The following is a 17,182-nucleotide window of genomic DNA, read 5'->3' as shown; positions in this document are numbered from 1 at the left end:
CGAAGGAGTTTAATCACAACGCTAGATCCTCAGGTGTAAATGTCATCTTGAACGAACGGTACGGATTGAACTCGTTCGGCTTCAAGCCCTGCATTTCGGTCAGACGACCGATGTTCTTCACTGCTGCCACCGCAGAACTGTCGAACGGACCGTCGCCACTGGAGCGCGACACGCTGACACTGGTGATGGTGCCATCGGGCAGCATGTTGATCTGCAGGACTACCGTCATGCCCTTGCGCGCAGAAGGTGGACGCGCCCAGCCTTCGGCCGCGCGCATGCGGATCAGGTCGTCGAAGTCGCCGGCCACCTGGTCACCCTGCTCGTCGGCCAGCGCCTGCTGCCGCTCGGTGGTATCGGACAACAGCTCGGCCAGGGCCTGGGCTTTCTTGTCTTCTGCCGCCTTGCGGGCCGCCTCCTGTGCCTTTTTCTTCTGGGCATCTGCAGCGGCCTTTTTCTTGGCCTCTTCAGCTGCCTTCTTCTTCGCGTCCTCGGCCGCCGCTTTCTTCTTGGCGTCCTCGGCCGCTTTCTTCTTGGCCTCCTCGGCTGCCTTCTTCTTGGCATCCTCGGCGGCTTGTTTCTTGGCCTCTTCGGCCGCCTGCTTCTTGGCCTCTTCCTCAGCCTTTTTCTTGGCAATGTCGGCCTGCTGCTTTTCAGCGGCTTTCTTCGCCTCGTCGGCCTTCTTGGCTTCAGCGGCTTTCTTGGCCTCGGCGGCCTTGGCAGCGTCTTCTGCCTTCTTCGCCTCGGCGGCTTCGCGAGCCTCCTCGGCCTTTTGAGCGGCATCGGCTTTCTTTTGTTCCGCAGCCTTTACGGCCTCCTGCTCGACCTTCTTCTGTTCCAGCTGCTCGACTTCGGTCTGACGCGACGCGGTTTTTTTCGCTTCCCCGGCAATCTTCTGATTGGTCTGGGTGGTCGCCTGACTCTTGGACTTGAGCTGATACAGCGTAGCCTGAACGATCGGCTTGGAAGGCGGCAATTCTGGCGTCATGGCAAAACTGACGAACAGCAATGCGAACACAAGCACATGCAGGCCGATGGCCCAGACACTGGGCCAGAAGTAGCTTTCCGAGGCGGATGGCTCTCGCTGTTGCATCAGGGCGCCTCGGTAATCAGGCCAACGTTACCGACACCGGCCTTCTGCAACCCGCCCATGGCACCCATGACCGCGCCGTAGTCGACAGCCTTGTCGCCACGAATGAAGACCTGGGTCTGCTTGCCCTGGTCGCGACCGGCGGCAATGATCTTGGTCACTGCACCGGTCATTTCGGGCAAGGTCATGGCCTTGTCCATCTGCTTGTCGGTGTCGACTTCGCTGCCCAGGTTCCAGTAATAGGTCTTGTCGGCCTTGATGGAGATGGTGAGGATCTGGACATTGTTGTCCTGCGGCAAGGCTTCGCTGGAAACCTTGGGCAGGTCGACCTTCACGCCCTGATTGAGCATGGGAGCGGTCACCATGAAGATGACCAGCAGCACCAGCATCACGTCGATGTAGGGCACCACGTTCATCTCGGCGACCGGCTTGCGTTTGTGGCGAACTCGGGCCATGGGTTTGTACCTGATTACTCTTCGCTGGTGTGCACTTTGCGGTGCAGGATCGCCTGGAACTCGTCGGCGAAGGTGTAGTAACGACCGATCAGCACTTCGCTGCGCGCGGCGAAACGGTTGTAGGCGATAACCGCCGGGATTGCCGCGAACAGGCCGATGGCGGTGGCGATCAGCGCTTCGGCGATACCCGGGGCCACGGTGGCCAGGGTCGCCTGCTGGGCGCTGGCCAGGCCGCGGAAGGAGTTCATGATGCCCCACACGGTACCGAACAGGCCGATGTACGGGCTGGTCGAACCGACGGTGGCGAGGAACGGCAGGCTCTGCTCGAGTTTTTCTTCCTCACGCGAGATGGCTACGCGCATGGCCCGGCCAACGCCTTCCATGACCGCGTCGGGGTCCACACCCGGCTGCTGGCGCAGACGCGAGAACTCCTTGAAACCGGCCCGGAAGACCTGCTCCACGCCCGAATCCGGGTCCGGGTTGCTGCCTGCCTGACGGTACAGCTTGGACAGGTCGATACCCGACCAGAAGCGTTCCTCGAAGGCATCCAGCGCACGACGACCGGCGCGCAGCATGGTGCTGCGCTGGAAGATCATGATCCATGAGGTGACCGAGGCGGCCACCAGGGTCAGCATTACCAGCTGTACCACCACGCTGGCATTGCTGACCAGACTCCACATGGAGGTATGGTCGACGACGTTAGCTTCCACGCTTATTCTCCTGCATTCGATTGAGTACCCGAGCCGTCCGCCACAAAGGCGTCGCGCAGCTTGGGGGGTATGGCTCGGGGTTTGAAAGTGTCGGCGCGTACGGCGGCCACCAGGAACTGCCCTTCGCAGAGCAGCGTTTCATCCTTTTCCCGCCAGACCTGCTGCACGAAACGCAGGCTGGCGCGATTGAGTTCAAGTACTTGCGCGGTCACCCGAAGTTCGTCGTCCAGGCGCGCCGGCGCGTGATAGCGCGCTTCGCTCGAGTGGACCACGAACAACAGGTTCTCCCCGGCCAGTTGCTGCTGGGAAAACCCCAGGTGCCGCAGGCGCTCGGTCCGCGCGCGCTCCATGAATTTCAGGTAGTTGACGTAATACACCACGCCACCGGCATCGGTATCTTCGTAATAGACGCGACAACGGTGTGCGAAAGGTTCCAGGCCATTTTGCGCGCGCATACTCTAGTGCTTACTCCTCAGCTTGCCAATCCGCTGCGGCAACTGTTTTTTCTTCATTAATGTCGTATTGCCAGCGCACCTGAGGCATGCCAGCGGTAGGACCACGAAAAGCGGGTTTCGATCTGTCATTCATCGCCTGCTTCGGAAAAATCTGCCCCCTCACCCAGGCGCCCGGGAACATTCAGGCCAAAGTGCAGGTAGGCGTGCCGAGTGACCACACGACCACGGGGCGTACGCATGATATAGCCCTGCTGAATCAGGTAGGGTTCGAGCACATCCTCAATGGTATGGCGCTCCTCGCTGATCGCTGCCGCCAGGTTATCCACCCCCACCGGGCCACCATCGAACTTCTCGATCATGGTCAGCAGCAGGCGGCGGTCGGAATGGTCGAAACCACGCTCATCGACGTCCAGCAGGTTGAGCGCCAAATCAGCCACTGCCTTGGTGATCTGCCCTTTGCCGCGCACCTCGGCGTAGTCACGCACGCGGCGCAGCAAGCGGTTGGCGATACGCGGCGTGCCGCGGGCACGGCGGGCGATTTCGTAAGCCCCCTGGTCCTCGATGACCAGCCCCAGAATGTTGGCCGACCGGCTGACGATGGTCGCCAGGTCCTTGTCGCTGTAGAACTCAAGGCGCTGGACGATACCGAAGCGGTCGCGCAGCGGGTTGGTGAGCATACCGGCGCGGGTTGTGGCCCCCACCAGGGTGAAGGGCGGCAGGTCGAGCTTGATCGAGCGGGCAGCCGGGCCTTCGCCAATCATGATGTCGAGCTGGAAGTCCTCCATGGCCGGGTACAGCACCTCCTCGACAACCGGAGACAACCGGTGAATCTCGTCGATGAACAGCACGTCATGCGGTTCGAGGTTGGTCAGCATGGCTGCCAGGTCGCCCGGGCGCTCGAGAATCGGCCCCGATGTACTCTTGACCGATACGCCCATTTCCTGGGCGATGATATTGGCCAGGGTGGTTTTGCCCAACCCTGGCGGGCCGAAGATCAGGGTGTGGTCGAGCGATTCATTACGCCCCCGCGCAGCCTGGATGAACAGCGCCATCTGCTCGCGCACCACCGGCTGGCCGATGTATTCGTCCAGGCGCAGCGGGCGGATGGCACGGTCCTGGACTTCTTCGCGGTCGCGGCCACTGGCGGCAATCAGGCGGTCGGCTTCGATCACTTGGTAATCATCCCTTTGAGGCTGCGACGGATCAGCTCCTCACTGCCAAGGCCCGCCTTGTCCTTGATCGCGGATACTGCCTTGCTGGCTTCCTGCGGCTTGTAGCCCAGGGAAACCAGGGCACTGACGGCATCGGCCTCGGCTGTGGAGGCGCTGCTGACCGGTACCGGACCATCCGATACAAGCGTGAACATGGCGGGCGAGGTTTCCCAGGCCTTGAAGCGGTCCTTGAGCTCGACCAGCAGGCGCTCGGCAGTCTTCTTGCCGACGCCAGGCACACGCACCAGCGCCGATGTGTCCTGCGCCTGTACGCAACGCACCAATTCGTCGGCCTCAAGGCTCGACATCAAGGCCAGCGCCAGCTTCGGGCCCACGCCATTGAGGCGGATAAGCTCGCGGAACAGCTCGCGCTCGCGCTTCTCATGGAAGCCATACAGCAGGTGGGCATCTTCGCGAACCACCAGATGGGTATGCACGATTACCGTTTCGCCAACTTTCGGCAGGCGGTACAGGGTGGTCATGGGCACTTCAAGCTCATAGCCCACGCCGTTGACGTCGATAATCAGATGCGGCGGTTGCTTTTCCGCCAGGGTGCCGCGCAAACGTCCAATCACGTTTCGATCCTTCCTCTCGGGGAGCCGATCAAAGACCGCTCAACCCTATCAGCAAATACGTCGGGTGAACGTGCCACCCGGACAAAATGTGTATCAGCTCATGAAGCAGCTACAGACGCAAGCGCCCACCGCGCCGCCGCGCCGTGGCCAGGCCGTGCGGCACCAGGCTGGAACGGGTATGGGCATGGCACAAGGCAATCGCCAGGGCATCAGAGGCATCGATCTGTGGCTTCTGGGTCAGCTTGAGCAGGTGCATGACCATCAGCATCACCTGCTCCTTGTTAGCCCCACCGGTGCCGGCCACGGCCTGCTTGACCTGAGTCGCACTGTATTCGGCGATTTCCAGGCCGGCCTCGGCGGCGGCGACGATGGCCGCGCCGCGAGCCTGGCCGAGCTTGAGCGCCGAGTCGGGGTTGCGCGCCATGAACACGCGCTCGATGCCCATGGTCACAGGGCCATGCTGGGCAATGATTTCACTGACACCGCGAAAAACGATCTGCAAGCGCTCGTGCAGCTCGCCGCTGCCGGTACGGATACAACCCGACGCCACGTACTCGCAACCACGGGCAGTCTGGCGCACAACGCCATAACCGGTGATGCGCGAGCCGGGGTCGATACCAAGAATCAGAGTCATAACGCCTGTCGTGTAGGGGGGATGCTTGAAAGCCTGAGCTCAATTCAAGGCTATTGGGGCCGCTGCGCAACCCATCGCCGGCAAGCCGGCTCCCGCAGGCACAGCGCAACTCTCGGCGGGTGCGCTTACCTGTGGGAGCCGGCTTGCCGGCGATGGGCCGCGCAGCGGCCCCAATTACAACCTTGCTGGCGACACCTTAGCCGAGTTTTTCCATGATCTCGTCGGAAATCTGCGCATTGGAATAGACGTTCTGCACGTCATCCAGGTCTTCGAGCATGTCGATCAGCTTGAGCACTTTCTCCGCCCCCTCCTGATCCAGCTCGGCACTGGTGGTCGGCTGCATGACGATTTCCGCATCCGCAGCCTTGAAGCCGGCCTCCTCCAGGGCATTACGCACGGCATAGAAGCTGTTGAACGAGGTGAACACCTCGAACGAACCGTCTTCGTTGGCCACGACATCGTCGGCGTCGGCTTCCATGGCGGCTTCCATCAGGGCATCTTCGTCCACACCCGGGGCGAAGCTGATCTGCCCCTTGCGCTCGAACAGGTAGGCCACCGAGCCATCGGTACCGAGGTTGCCGCCACACTTGGTGAAGGCATGCCGCACGGCGGCTGCGGTACGGTTGCGGTTGTCGGTCATGGCCTCGACCATGATCGCCACGCCGCCCGGGCCGTAGCCCTCGTAACTCAGCTCTTCAACGTTATCGCTTTCGTTGGTGCCGGCACCACGGGCCACGGCGCGATCGATGATATCGCGGCTCATGTTGGCACCCAGGGCCTTGTCCAGCGCCAGGCGCAAGCGCGGATTGGAGGCCGGATCGCCACCACCCTGCTTGGCAGCGACGGTCAGCTCACGGATCCACTTGGTGAAGATCTTGCCTCTCTTGGCATCCTGGCGCTCTTTGCGGTGCTTGATGTTCGCCCACTTGGAATGACCAGCCATAACGACTCCAAACTCTTGAAACACAAACAATTGCGCCCCGAGAGGGGCGCAACGACAAATTCCTGCGCCGAAACGCAAAGGCGCATCCATCTGGATGCGCCCGGGGCCCGCTTACTCGACCTTGGTCTGTTCGCGCAGGCGGATATGCAGCTCGCGCAGGGCCTTGGCATCGACCAAGCCCGGAGCCTGAGTCATGACGCACGCGGCGCTCTGGGTTTTCGGGAAGGCAATCACTTCACGGATCGACTGGGCGCCGGTCATCAGCATGACCAGGCGGTCCAGACCGAAGGCCAGGCCACCGTGAGGCGGTGCGCCGAACTTCAGGGCGTCGAGCAGGAAGCCGAACTTCTCTTCCTGTTCTGCCGCTTCGATACCCAGCAGGCGGAACACCGCCTGTTGCATCTCTTTGCGGTGGATACGGATCGAACCGCCACCCAGCTCGGTGCCGTTCAGGACCATGTCGTAGGCACGCGACAGCGCGGTGGCCGGGTTGGCCTCGAGCTCTTCGGGGGTGCACTTGGGCGCGGTGAACGGGTGGTGCAGGGCAGTGAAGCTGCCGTCTTCGTTCTCTTCGAACATCGGGAAGTCGACGACCCACATCGGCGCCCACTCGCAGGTCAGCAGCTCGAAGTCGTGGCCCAGACGGATACGCAGCGCGCCCAGGGCCTCGCTGACGACTTTGAACTTGTCAGCGCCGAAGAACACGATGTCGCCGTCTACCGCACCTACGCGATCGAGAATCACGTTGAGGTTGGCTTCAGGGATGTTCTTGACGATCGGCGACTGCAGGCCTTCAACGCCCTTGGCGCGCTCGTTGACCTTGATGTACGCCAGGCCGCGGGCGCCATAGATGCCGACGAACTTGGTGTACTCGTCGATCTTGCTGCGCGGCATGCTGGCGCCACCTGGCAGGCGCAGCGCGGTGACGCGGCACTTCGGATCGTTGGCCGGGCCTGCGAAGACCTTGAAGTCGACATCTTTGAGCTGGTCGGCAACGTCTATCAGTTCCAGCGGGTTACGCAGGTCTGGCTTGTCGGAACCGTAGCGGCGCATGGCTTCTTCGAAGGTCATGTGCGGGAATTCGCCGAATTCCAGGTCCAGGACTTCCTTGAACAGCTTGCGGATCATGCTTTCGGTCAGGCCCATGATCTCGGACTCATCGAGGAAACTGGTCTCGATGTCGATCTGGGTGAACTCCGGCTGACGGTCAGCACGCAGGTCTTCGTCACGGAAGCATTTGGCGATCTGGTAGTAGCGGTCGAAGCCGGCGACCATCAGCAGCTGCTTGAACAGCTGAGGCGACTGCGGCAGGGCGAAGAAGCTACCGGCGTGGGTACGGCTGGGCACCAGGTAGTCGCGCGCGCCTTCTGGCGTGGCACGGGTAAGGATCGGCGTTTCGACGTCGAGGAAGCCGTTCTCGTCCAGGAAGCGACGGATGCTGCTGGTGATGCGCGAACGCAGGCGCAGCTTGTCGGCCATTTCCGGGCGACGCAGGTCGATGAAGCGGTAGCGCAGGCGGGTTTCCTCGCCGACGTCAGAGTATTCGTTCAGCGGGAACGGCGGGGTTTCCGCTTCGTTGAGCACGTTCAGCTGGTAACCGAGAATTTCGATGGCACCGGAAGCCATGTTGGCGTTCACCGCACCGTCTGGGCGCTTGCGCACCTTGCCGGTGATCTGCACCACGTACTCGCTGCGCACGCGGTCGGCCGCTGCGAAGGTTTCGGCGCGATCGGGATCGAAGACGACCTGGGCCATGCCCTCGCGGTCACGGATGTCGAGGAAGATCACCCCGCCGTGGTCGCGGCGACGATGGACCCAGCCGCAAAGGGTGACTTCCTGGCCGTCCAGGCTCTCGTTCAGTTGGCCGCAATAATGGCTGCGCATCATGATGGTGGTTTCGCTTCTCGTGATTCGTGTATTCGATGGAGGCCTTGGCCGCCCCAGGGGGCTAATACTGCAAGACCCGGCTACTGCAATTCAACTCAGTCGGCCTTGTCGCCGCCTGCCAGATTCTTTTTCGCCTCGGTCTTGAAGTCGGTTTCGTACCAGCCGCTACCGCTCAGGCGAAAGCCAGGGACCGACAACAGCTTCTTCAATGCCGGCGCCTGGCAGGCCGGACAGTCGGTCAGCGGCGCTGCGCTGATCTTCTGCAACGCTTCCATCCGGTGATCGCAGGATGCACATTGATAGTCATAAAGGGGCATGGGTGTCTCTCGTCAACCATTACGCAGGCTGCCCGGGGCAGCAAAAAGCGGGATTATATATGGTTAACAGGCACTGCGCAGCCCGCCTGGCGATCAGCGCACACTGGGCGGCTCCTGCAGCCAGGCAACACAGATCACCCGGATCAGGCCGCTGAAGTTGCGCACCCCACCCTGGCGCAGGTGCACCTCGCGATCCACATAGGAAAGCACGGCACTGACGGAGCACTCATTGGCCTCGGCGATGCGCTCGAGGATGCGCCAATAGACCGCTTCCAGGCGCAAACAGGTGGAAAAACCGTTGAGCCGGACCGAGCGCGATACCGGCTGAATCTGCATCATGTCGAAATCCGCCTTGAACGGGTCAATGCACTGCTTGCCCAGGCAGCGCCCTTTGCCTACTACACGCTTGCTCGCTTGCATCATGCGCCCACATCCTCGCCACAGGTATTTTTCCCTGCACCGCAAGACAGGCACGGGCGCAGGAACCAGAGGCTCAATGAAGCGCGTACAGCCGGACGCAAAGCAGCGGCAAAGCCTTCCCGCACAAACGGAAAAGCCCGGTGAGCGTCACTCGACCGGGCTTGGCAGGCCGCTATTTATACAAGCGACCGATCATTTACCGTCAAGCAGCACTCGCAGCATCCAGGCAGTCTTCTCGTGTACCTGCATACGCTGGGTCAGCAGGTCTGCAGTCGGCTCGTCACTGACCTTGTCCACTACCGGAAAAATACTGCGGGCGGTACGCACGACCGCCTCCTGCCCCTGGACAAGCTGATGGATCATCTCGTCCGCTGCGGGCACCCCTTCCTCTTCCTTGATGGACGAATGCCGCGCATAAAAAGCATAGGAACCCGGCGCGGGGAAGCCCAGGGCGCGAATCCGCTCGGCGATGGAATCGACCGCCAGCGCCAGTTCATTGTATTGCTCTTCGAACATCAGGTGCAGGGTACGGAACGAAGGACCGGTGACGTTCCAGTGAAAGTTGTGGGTTTTCAGATACAGCACGTAGGTATCCGACAACAGGCGGGACAGCCCTTCGACGATGGACTTGCGATCTTCTTCACTGATACCGATATCGATTGCCATGAAGCTCCCCTTTTTCATATGGCTTGATGATGATCAAGCGGGCCCCACACACTGTATCAATACTTGGCGCCACGCGACCATGACGCAGGGCAACTCATCGCCGACAGCCACCTGCGGTTTGAGAAGGCCCCGCGTTTGCTGTTAAATAGGCACCGTGCCACCCGTGCGTGCTGTCATTGCCGGGTGCATAGGCTGGCCCAACATGTGTTCGCGCCCTACACCTCATGCGCACCGTGTCGCCAGCTCTTCCTGTGATCGGCCTTATCAATTGCGAGCCAACCCATGTTCAAGATCGTCCATCTGTTGACGGGCGCTGCAGCTTTGCTGCTATCGCTCATACCCAGCCTGAAATACGACGCAACACCCTTCCTGCAGCAACCGGAGGCGGTCTACCTGGCCCTGCTCGGCCTGCTCAACCTGCTGCTGGCACCTGTCGTGCCGCTGTACTACCGCGGCGCCCGCCAGCAATTGCAGCACCTGGCCTGCGCCTTGCTGGTGGTGGCCGTGGTCCTGCAAACCCTGACCTTGCTGGCCCGCCCCGAAATGGGCAACCTGGCGGCATTGGTCTGCGCAGGCCTCGCCGTCATTCTGCACCTGGCCGCAGGCTTGGCCCGCAGCCCCAGAAAAAACCGGCCAAGCCAGGGCGCGCCGCTGGAGACCGGCATGCGCGATACCGGCACTGTGAAGTGGTTCAACACCTCTAAAGGCTTTGGATTCATTTCCCGCGATTCGGGTGACGATATCTTCGTCCACTTTCGCGCCATTCGCGGCGAAGGCCATCGCATCCTGGTCGAAGGCCAGCGCGTGGAGTTTTCGGTAATGCACCGCGACAAGGGCCTGCAGGCCGAAGATGTGGTCGCGGTAACCCGCCGCTGACCCTTTGCAGCCCTGGGGCAAGCCCAGGGCTGGCACCAATCAGTAATGAGGTGGCGGCGCTTCCTCACCCTCACTGCCATACTGGCCGACCATTTCCTCGTAACGCTTGATCAACTCGGCCATCTGCAACTGCAGACGCTGAATCACCCGCCCCTGCTCGACCACCACGTCGTTCAACTCTTGAATAGTATCGTCCTGAAACGCCTGACGGGTTTCCAGTTCGACAATGCGCGATTCCGGCGACATGTCAGGCCTCCTCATATGCATCATTGAGCAGGGCGCGCAGGCGCTGGCGAATGGCATCGACCTGCCCCGGCCCGTATTCGACAGGGGGCACCTTGCCCCAGACCGGCGCCGGCCAGGCGGCATCCCCATGGCGACGGACAATCACGTGCATGTGCAGCTGGCCGACCACATTCCCCAGCGTAGCAACGTTCATCTTATCCGCCGCGAACTCGCCCTTGAGCGCTTCGGCCAGGCAGGTTGTTTCTTTCCACAGCTGCGCCTGATCGTCCTGGCTCAGGTCGAACAGTTCGCTCACGCCGGCACGCTTGGGCACCAGGATGAACCAAGGGTAATTGGCATCCTTGCTAAGCAGCAGACGGCACAGCGGAAAATCCCCAAGAATCAAAGAGTCCTGCTGCAAACGCGAATCCATCTCAAACACTGAAAACCTCCACCAACGAAAGGGCCCCGGCGTGCGGGTCAATGCCGCAAGGATACCCTGCTTCGTCTGCGCAAGCATGCTGCACGCCCTCTGGCTGCACCCTTATAGCTCAGTAATTGATCCAGGCTGCACAGGCGCGGTAACACATCGCTACTTTTCGCACCAAAATGAGGCCGCAAACGAGTACACCACTACGCTTCGACACACATAAATGACTCAACTTGAACAGTGGGCGGTAACACCTTGACTTGCAAGGCAGCTTTTTAGTTTGCAACCGGACTGCGGCCCGGCACACCGCCAGACGGGGGCCGGCCTGTATTTACGGGCACTTTCGAGCTGCGCCGGCGGAATTTGTGAAAATTTCATGAACCGTTGTTAATTTTGAGCACGCTTGTTGCATTCTCCCCACACCAAGTCGGCACGACATCTGCATAAAGCGATGGACGCAACAAATAACAACAGCCGCTTTGGATCCACCAGGGAGTTTCCCCACCCGAAATCGATAGTTACAGAATCGTTACGGTGACAGGAACAGCGCTGGCGTTGTACGAACCGATTAATCGGGGCGTGATTTGCGACATGGAACTACCTGAAAGCGACATGGCCGTAAACTTCTCGAAACGTTGTATATGCCCATATCGCCAACAACAGTCTGCGTGCTATACATTTCCGCCGACATAACAAGAAAGAGCTGCCCCATATAACTAAAAGACTTGGGCGCAGCGGTACTCTTCCTAAAAACCAAAGGAGCAAATCACGATGCGCGTGATGAAGTGGAGCATGATCGCCCTGGCCGTTTCGGCAGGGACCTCGCAGCTGGCCTTTGCCTCTGCACAGGACGAATCCAAGGGTTTCATCGAAGACAGCCAGCTGAACGTCAAGACTCGCATGCTGTACTTCAGCCGTGACTTCCGCAACAACGCGCCTGGCAGCCAGAGCCGCGTGGAAGAAACCGGCCTTGGCTTCCTCGGCACCTTTGAATCGGGCTTCACCCAAGGCGCCGTAGGCTTCGGCGTCGATGCCATCGGCATGCTCGGCCTGAAACTGGACAGCGGCCGCGGCCGTGCCGGCACCGGCCTGTTCCCGGAAGGCTCCGACGGCCGCTCGCAGGATGACTACTCCGAAGGCGGCGGCGCTGTAAAAATGCGCTTCTCCAACACTGTGCTGAAGTACGGTAACCAGTTCACCGCGCTGCCGGTATTCGCCACTGACGACAGCCGACTGCTGCCGGAAGTTGCCGAAGGTACCTTGATCACCAGCGACGAGATCGAAGGCCTGACCCTGCACGCCGGCCACTTCACCGGGATGAATGCCCAGGCCCAGACGTTCCGCGACAGCCTGCACCTGACCGAAGCCAACATCGTTGGCGGCACCTATGCCCTGACCGACAGCCTCAGCACCAGCCTTTACTACTCCAAGGTCGAAGACTACTGGCGCAAGTACTACGGCAACATCAACTGGGCAGTGCCGATTTCGGACAAGCAAGGCCTGGTGTTCGACTTCAACATCTATGACACCAAGGGCGACGGCGCCGAGCTGGTTACAGCTTACGATGGCGAATCCCTGGACAACACCGCATTCAGCCTGTCGGCAGCCTGGAACATCGGCGCCCACACCTTCACCATCGTGCACCAGCGCGTACACGGTGACGGTGACTACGCTTACGGCGTCGACGGCGGCGGCACCGTCTTCCTCGGCAACTCCGTGGCCCGTTCCGACTTCAACGCCGAAGACGAGAAATCCTGGCAAGCTCGCTACGACCTGAACTTCGCTGAGTTCGGCGTACCCGGCCTGACCTTCATGACCCGTTACGTGCGCGGTACCGACGCCAATGTCGCCGGCACCACCAACGGCAAGGAATGGGAACGCGACATCGACATCAAGTACGTGATGCAGGAAGGCCCCGCCAAGGACCTCAGCTTCCGCGTCCGTCAGGCCACCTACCGCTCCTCCGACGGCGTCTACTACGGCTCCCCGTCGCTGGACGAACTGCGCCTGATCGTCGAGTACCCGCTGAGCATTCTGTAAGCCACGCTTATAGTGCCCCGCACCTGAAAAAGCCCGGCACGCTCGCCGGGCTTTTTCTTGGCTGACATTTGCCACGCCCTGGGGCATCCTGTACGCCTTCGTTTCGCCCCCGTACAATGCGGGGTCATTTCAATGTCTTAGGCAATCGACACGGCTAACCATGCGCACCAGTCAATATTTGCTCGCCACCCAGAAAGAAACCCCTGCCGACGCAGTGGTCATCAGCCATCAGCTCATGCTGCGTGCCGGCATGATCCGCAAGCTGGCTTCCGGCCTGTACACCTGGCTGCCGATGGGCTTGCGGGTAATGCGCAAGGTCGAAGCCGTGGTGCGCGAGGAAATGAACGCCGCCGGCGCCCTGGAAGTGCTGATGCCCAGCATCCAGCCCGCCGAGCTGTGGCAGGAGTCCGGCCGCTGGGAACAGTACGGCCCTGAGCTGCTGCGCCTGAAAGACCGCCACCAGCGCGACTTCTGCGTCGGCCCGACCCACGAAGAGGTCATCACCGACCTGGCCCGCAATGAGCTGTCCAGCTATAAACAGCTGCCGCTCAACATGTACCAGATCCAGACCAAATTCCGTGATGAGATCCGCCCACGTTTCGGCCTGATGCGCGGCCGCGAATTCATCATGAAGGACGCCTATTCCTTCCATGCCGACCAGGCTTCCCTGCAGGAAACCTACGACCGCATGCACCAGGCATACAGCAACATCTTCACCCGCCTGGGCCTGGACTTCCGCCCAGTGCAGGCCGATACCGGCTCCATCGGCGGCAGCTACTCGCACGAATTCCACGTACTGGCCGAGTCTGGCGAAGACGACGTGATCTTCAGCGACAGCTCCGATTATGCCGCCAACATCGAGAAGGCCGAAGCCATCCCGCGCGAAACCGCGCGCCCGGCCCCAACCGAAGAACTGCGCCTGGTCGATACCCCGGACGCCAAGACCATCGCCCAACTGGTCGAGAACTTCGGCCTGCCGATCGAAAAGACCGTCAAGACCCTGATCGTGCGCGGTGCCGAGGAAGGCAAGCTGGTCGCCCTGATCGTCCGTGGCGACCACGAACTCAACGAGATCAAGGCCGCCAAGCTGGAACAGGTCGCCGACCCGCTGGTCATGGCCACCGACGCGGAGCTGCGCGAGGCCATTGGTGCCGGCGCCGGCTCCCTCGGCCCGCTGAACCTGCCACTGGAATGCATCATCGACCGCTCGGTTGCCCTGATGAGCGACTTCGGCATCGGTGCGAACATCGATGACAAGCACTACTTCGGCGTCAACTGGGAGCGCGACCTGCCGGTCCCACAGGTTGCCGACCTGCGTAACGTCGTCGAGGGCGACCCGAGCCCGGATGGCCAAGGTACCCTGGTGATCAAGCGCGGCATCGAAGTCGGCCACATCTTCCAGCTCGGCACCAAGTACAGCGAGGCACTCAAGTGCCAGGTACTGGGCGAGAACGGCAAGCCAGTGGTGCTGTCCATGGGTTGCTACGGCATCGGCGTATCCCGCGTGGTCGCCGCCGCCATCGAGCAGAGCTACGACGACAAAGGCATCATCTGGAATGACGCCCTGGCCCCGTTCCAGATCGCCCTGGTACCGCTGCGCTACGAAACCGACGTGGTTCGCGAGGCCACCGACAAGCTGTACGCCGAACTGACGGCCGCAGGCTTCGAAGTGCTGCTGGACGACCGTGACAAGAAGACCAGCCCAGGCATCAAGTTCGCCGATATGGAGCTGATCGGTATTCCGCACCGCATCGTCGTCAGCGACCGTGGCCTGGCTGACGGCAACCTGGAATACAAGCACCGCACCGAACAGGATGCTCAAGCGCTGCCACTCAATGAAGTGCTGACCTTCCTGCAGGCCCGCGTTCGCCGCTGATAATCAATGCACGAGTGATCATGTCCAAGCGAAGTACCTTTACCCTGGGGGGCGCCGCACTGTGCGGCGCCCTGCTCCTCAGCGGCTGCGCCAACCAGATGTCCCAGCGCAGCGAGCACGAAGAGCGCGTCGAGCGCAAGCTGCTCGAACACACACTGCAGATTGATGTCGGCGAGCCCAAGGTGATGGAGCTTCCGCAGCGACGTGTACGCGTCAATGAACAGAGGCGCTTCGAGGTCACCGAGTTCGAAGTTACCCGCCGCTATGACCGGTATACGCCCTACCAACCCTGGCGGGAGGTCTACGAAATCCCGCTGGGCGCGGTGGCGGTGGTGGCCGGCGTAGGCGCCAACGTGGTCAACGTGTTTGCATTGGGCAACCTGCCGCAGAGCATCACGCACGACTGGCTCAGTTATGGCGTGGCCGGGCTCAACCCGTTCATGAACGTGCAGTCCAACGGTCGCGCCCAGCAGAACCTGGCAGGGATCAGTGAGCTGCAAAAGGACAAGCGCGAGGAGTTCACCAGCCTGCCCTGGAGCGAACGCCTGGTCGAGGTAAAGGCCGGCAAGATGACCCACGCGCTGACCACCGACAGAAACGGCGTGCTACGCCTGAACCTGCTGGACAGCCCATTCTCGGAGCAGCACCTGAACCACGTCGGCACCCTGCACCTGCAAGTGGTCGATGAAGACAACGCAGTGCGGGGCGACGCCAGCCTGCTGGTCAGCGCCACCCTGCGCAACAAGCTGCGTGAAGCCCATGAGTTGATTTTCGATGACCTGGAAGACGACGATGTCGGCCAGTGGGTTCACCGGGTCAAGCGCCTATCGGAGCTAGGCCTGGAAGAGGAAGCCAGCGAGATGGAGCAGAGCCTGATCGAGCTGACCCGCAACGATCCGGAGCTGCAGCAGGAGTTTCTGCAGGCACTGACCAAGGCTACCGGCCGGTTGGTGGCTGACCCAGGCGCACATTAATGAAAGAGGGGCTGCAATGCAGCCCCTCTTTCATTTGTCCGCGAACAATTCCAATTGCTCGTGAGCCCCACGCAAGTCGCGCAACCTCACCCCTACCCCTAGCAATCTCACCGGCTTGCCACCCCGGGCGAATGCTTGCCGTAGCAACTGCCGGTAGCTGTCCAGATCCCTACCCGCCCCTGCCTGCTCCAGGGTGGTCTGGCTGAAGTCATGGAATTTGACCTTGACGAAAGGTTTGTCCGGCCGATAGCTACTGTCCATACGAGCGATCCGCTCATTCAGGCTGTTCAGCAGTTCAGGCAAGCGCTCCAGACAACTGGCCAGATCCGGCAGATCCGTATCGTACGTATTCTCCACGCTTACAGACTGCCTACGGCTATCGTTGTGCACGGCGCGATCATCGATACCCCGCGCCAACCCCCAGAGGCGTTCACCGAAACTGCCGAATTCACGCATCAGCGCCAGTCGCGACCAGTCACGCATGTCCAGGCAGGTGTCGATACCCAGCCGGGCAAGCTTGTCTGCGGTAACCTTTCCGACACCATGCAGCCTGGCGACAGGCAATGCGGCGACAAAGGCCTCCACCTGATCAGGCGTAATCACGAAAAGACCGTTGGGCTTGCGCCAGTCACTGGCGATCTTGGCCAGGAACTTGTTGGGCGCCACCCCAGCCGAGACAGTAATGTGCAGGGTGCGCGCAACACGCCTGCGAATATCTTCGGCGATGCGCGTGGCGCTGCCGGCGAACCATTGGCTGTCGCTCACATCCAGATAGGCCTCATCCAGTGACAATGGCTCGATCAGTTCGGTGTAGTCGCGGAAGATGCCGTGGATCTCGCGCGATGCTTCGCGGTAGGCCTCGAAACGCGGTTTGACGATCAGCAAGTCAGGGCAAAGCTTCAGTGCATGGCGGGAGGACATGGCCGAGCGCACCCCATAGGCACGCGCTTCATAATTGCAGGTGGCAATCACCCCTCGATGATCCGGCGAACCACCCACAGCCATGGGGCGGCCGACCAGGCGCGGGTCATCACGCATCTCGATCGCGGCGTAGAAACAATCGCAGTCGATGTGAATGATCTTGCGCAAAGACATGGATGACCGTCAGTACTGTAAATTCATACAGATAGTACCGCATGCTCTGTCAGCGAGACAGCCAGCGCAGGAGCGCGCGCGACAATTGGCCTGAAAGCCCCGGTGCTCCTGAGCTGCCTGCCTTATTGAAAGGCTAAGGGTTTGAACGAAAACGGTTTTTTTAACTAAATGCTTGACAGGGGCGGTTAAATCCGTAGAATTCGATCTCACAGGCGCGGGATGGAGCAGCCTGGTAGCTCGTCGGGCTCATAACCCGAAGGTCGTCGGTTCAAATCCGGCTCCCGCAACCAGATTCGAGAAAAGGCC

Annotated in this window: 19 protein-coding genes and 1 tRNA gene; 5 read left to right on the top strand and 15 right to left on the bottom strand. The window is 61.0% G+C overall.

The features are described from left to right. Positions 1–13: 13 nt before the first annotated feature. From tolA to ACEWE8_RS20400, 12 genes are all read right to left on the bottom strand, one after another. The gene (gene tolA, locus ACEWE8_RS20455; protein ID WP_012315815.1) at positions 14–1,090 is read right to left on the bottom strand and encodes a cell envelope integrity protein TolA; all 1,077 of its coding nucleotides are present in this window, start codon (positions 1,088–1,090) and stop codon (positions 14–16) included. Continuing rightward, positions 1,090–1,542, bottom strand: coding sequence for a protein TolR (gene tolR, locus ACEWE8_RS20450; RefSeq protein ID WP_039603824.1), 453 nt, complete (start codon positions 1,540–1,542; stop codon positions 1,090–1,092). The genes tolA and tolR overlap by 1 nt, the downstream gene beginning before the upstream one ends. A 14-nt stretch (positions 1,543–1,556) precedes the next feature. Further along, positions 1,557–2,252, bottom strand: coding sequence for a protein TolQ (gene tolQ, locus ACEWE8_RS20445; RefSeq protein ID WP_010952367.1), 696 nt, complete (start codon positions 2,250–2,252; stop codon positions 1,557–1,559). Between the two features lie 2 nt (positions 2,253–2,254). Then, entirely contained in the window at positions 2,255–2,707 is a 453-nt protein-coding gene (ybgC, locus tag ACEWE8_RS20440) for a tol-pal system-associated acyl-CoA thioesterase (RefSeq protein WP_012315817.1), read from the bottom strand. Between the two features lie 125 nt (positions 2,708–2,832). After that, positions 2,833–3,879, bottom strand: coding sequence for a Holliday junction branch migration DNA helicase RuvB (ruvB, locus tag ACEWE8_RS20435; protein ID WP_012315818.1), 1,047 nt, complete (start codon positions 3,877–3,879; stop codon positions 2,833–2,835). Continuing rightward, a complete protein-coding gene (gene ruvA, locus ACEWE8_RS20430) occupies positions 3,876–4,493 on the bottom strand; it encodes a Holliday junction branch migration protein RuvA (protein ID WP_046787977.1) in 618 nt (205 codons plus the stop codon). The genes ruvB and ruvA overlap by 4 nt, the downstream gene beginning before the upstream one ends. Positions 4,494–4,602: 109 nt before the next feature. Next, on the bottom strand, positions 4,603–5,127 hold the full coding sequence (gene ruvC, locus ACEWE8_RS20425) for a crossover junction endodeoxyribonuclease RuvC (protein WP_012315820.1): 525 nt from the start codon (positions 5,125–5,127) through the stop codon (positions 4,603–4,605). Positions 5,128–5,323: 196 nt separating this feature from the next. After that, on the bottom strand, positions 5,324–6,070 hold the full coding sequence (locus ACEWE8_RS20420; RefSeq protein WP_012315821.1) for a YebC/PmpR family DNA-binding transcriptional regulator: 747 nt from the start codon (positions 6,068–6,070) through the stop codon (positions 5,324–5,326). A gap of 111 nt (positions 6,071–6,181) precedes the next feature. Continuing rightward, positions 6,182–7,957 carry an aspartate--tRNA ligase gene (aspS, locus tag ACEWE8_RS20415; protein WP_046787976.1) on the bottom strand — a complete coding sequence of 592 codons (1,776 nt, stop codon included), beginning with the start codon at positions 7,955–7,957 and terminating at the stop codon, positions 6,182–6,184. A gap of 95 nt (positions 7,958–8,052) precedes the next feature. Next, the gene (locus tag ACEWE8_RS20410; protein WP_395589360.1) at positions 8,053–8,274 is read right to left on the bottom strand and encodes an FmdB family zinc ribbon protein; all 222 of its coding nucleotides are present in this window, start codon (positions 8,272–8,274) and stop codon (positions 8,053–8,055) included. Between the two features lie 93 nt (positions 8,275–8,367). Beyond that, positions 8,368–8,697 (bottom strand): ribbon-helix-helix domain-containing protein, encoded by a 330-nt coding sequence (locus ACEWE8_RS20405; RefSeq protein ID WP_046787974.1) that lies wholly within the window; start codon positions 8,695–8,697, stop codon positions 8,368–8,370. Positions 8,698–8,886: 189 nt separating this feature from the next. Continuing rightward, positions 8,887–9,360, bottom strand: coding sequence for a Dps family protein (locus ACEWE8_RS20400; RefSeq protein ID WP_012315825.1), 474 nt, complete (start codon positions 9,358–9,360; stop codon positions 8,887–8,889). A 282-nt stretch (positions 9,361–9,642) separates the two neighbouring features. On the opposite strand from ACEWE8_RS20400, the gene ACEWE8_RS20395 reads away from it, so the two are divergent. Next, positions 9,643–10,236, top strand: coding sequence for a cold-shock protein (locus tag ACEWE8_RS20395; protein ID WP_012315826.1), 594 nt, complete (start codon positions 9,643–9,645; stop codon positions 10,234–10,236). Between the two features lie 39 nt (positions 10,237–10,275). Here the strand turns inward: ACEWE8_RS20395 and ACEWE8_RS20390 are convergent, their stop codons facing one another. Continuing rightward, positions 10,276–10,482 (bottom strand): SlyX family protein, encoded by a 207-nt coding sequence (locus ACEWE8_RS20390; RefSeq protein WP_039602955.1) that lies wholly within the window; start codon positions 10,480–10,482, stop codon positions 10,276–10,278. A 1-nt stretch (position 10,483) separates the two neighbouring features. Next, positions 10,484–10,903, bottom strand: a complete 420-nt coding sequence (locus ACEWE8_RS20385) for an HIT domain-containing protein (protein WP_046787973.1) — start codon at positions 10,901–10,903, stop codon at positions 10,484–10,486. Positions 10,904–11,662: 759 nt separating this feature from the next. On the opposite strand from ACEWE8_RS20385, the gene ACEWE8_RS20380 reads away from it, so the two are divergent. The 3 genes from ACEWE8_RS20380 to ACEWE8_RS20370 all read left to right on the top strand — a co-directional run bounded on the left by ACEWE8_RS20380 (position 11,663) and on the right by ACEWE8_RS20370 (position 15,781). Then, positions 11,663–12,931: an OprD family porin gene (locus ACEWE8_RS20380; protein WP_012315829.1), complete on the top strand. Its 1,269-nt coding sequence runs from the start codon at positions 11,663–11,665 to the stop codon at positions 12,929–12,931. Positions 12,932–13,091: 160 nt separating this feature from the next. Further along, on the top strand, positions 13,092–14,807 hold the full coding sequence (locus ACEWE8_RS20375) for a proline--tRNA ligase (RefSeq protein WP_046787972.1): 1,716 nt from the start codon (positions 13,092–13,094) through the stop codon (positions 14,805–14,807). A 20-nt stretch (positions 14,808–14,827) separates the two neighbouring features. Beyond that, positions 14,828–15,781: a hypothetical protein gene (locus ACEWE8_RS20370; RefSeq protein WP_115274059.1), complete on the top strand. Its 954-nt coding sequence runs from the start codon at positions 14,828–14,830 to the stop codon at positions 15,779–15,781. 30 nt (positions 15,782–15,811) lie between these two features. On the opposite strand, the gene dinB is transcribed toward ACEWE8_RS20370, so the two are convergent. Continuing rightward, complete coding sequence (gene dinB, locus ACEWE8_RS20365) at positions 15,812–16,870, bottom strand: DNA polymerase IV (protein WP_161872653.1); 1,059 nt, start codon at positions 16,868–16,870, stop codon at positions 15,812–15,814. Positions 16,871–17,089: 219 nt separating this feature from the next. Between dinB and ACEWE8_RS20360 the strand changes: the two genes are divergently transcribed. Continuing rightward, positions 17,090–17,166 (top strand) — tRNA-Met (locus ACEWE8_RS20360). Positions 17,167–17,182: the final 16 nt, after the last annotated feature.

The organism is Pseudomonas sp. TR47 (assembly GCF_044143025.1).
Lineage (GTDB): Bacteria > Pseudomonadota > Gammaproteobacteria > Pseudomonadales > Pseudomonadaceae > Aquipseudomonas > Aquipseudomonas putida_E.
Note: the sequence above shows the minus strand (reverse complement) of the source record. Positions and strands in the feature narration are given on the sequence as shown.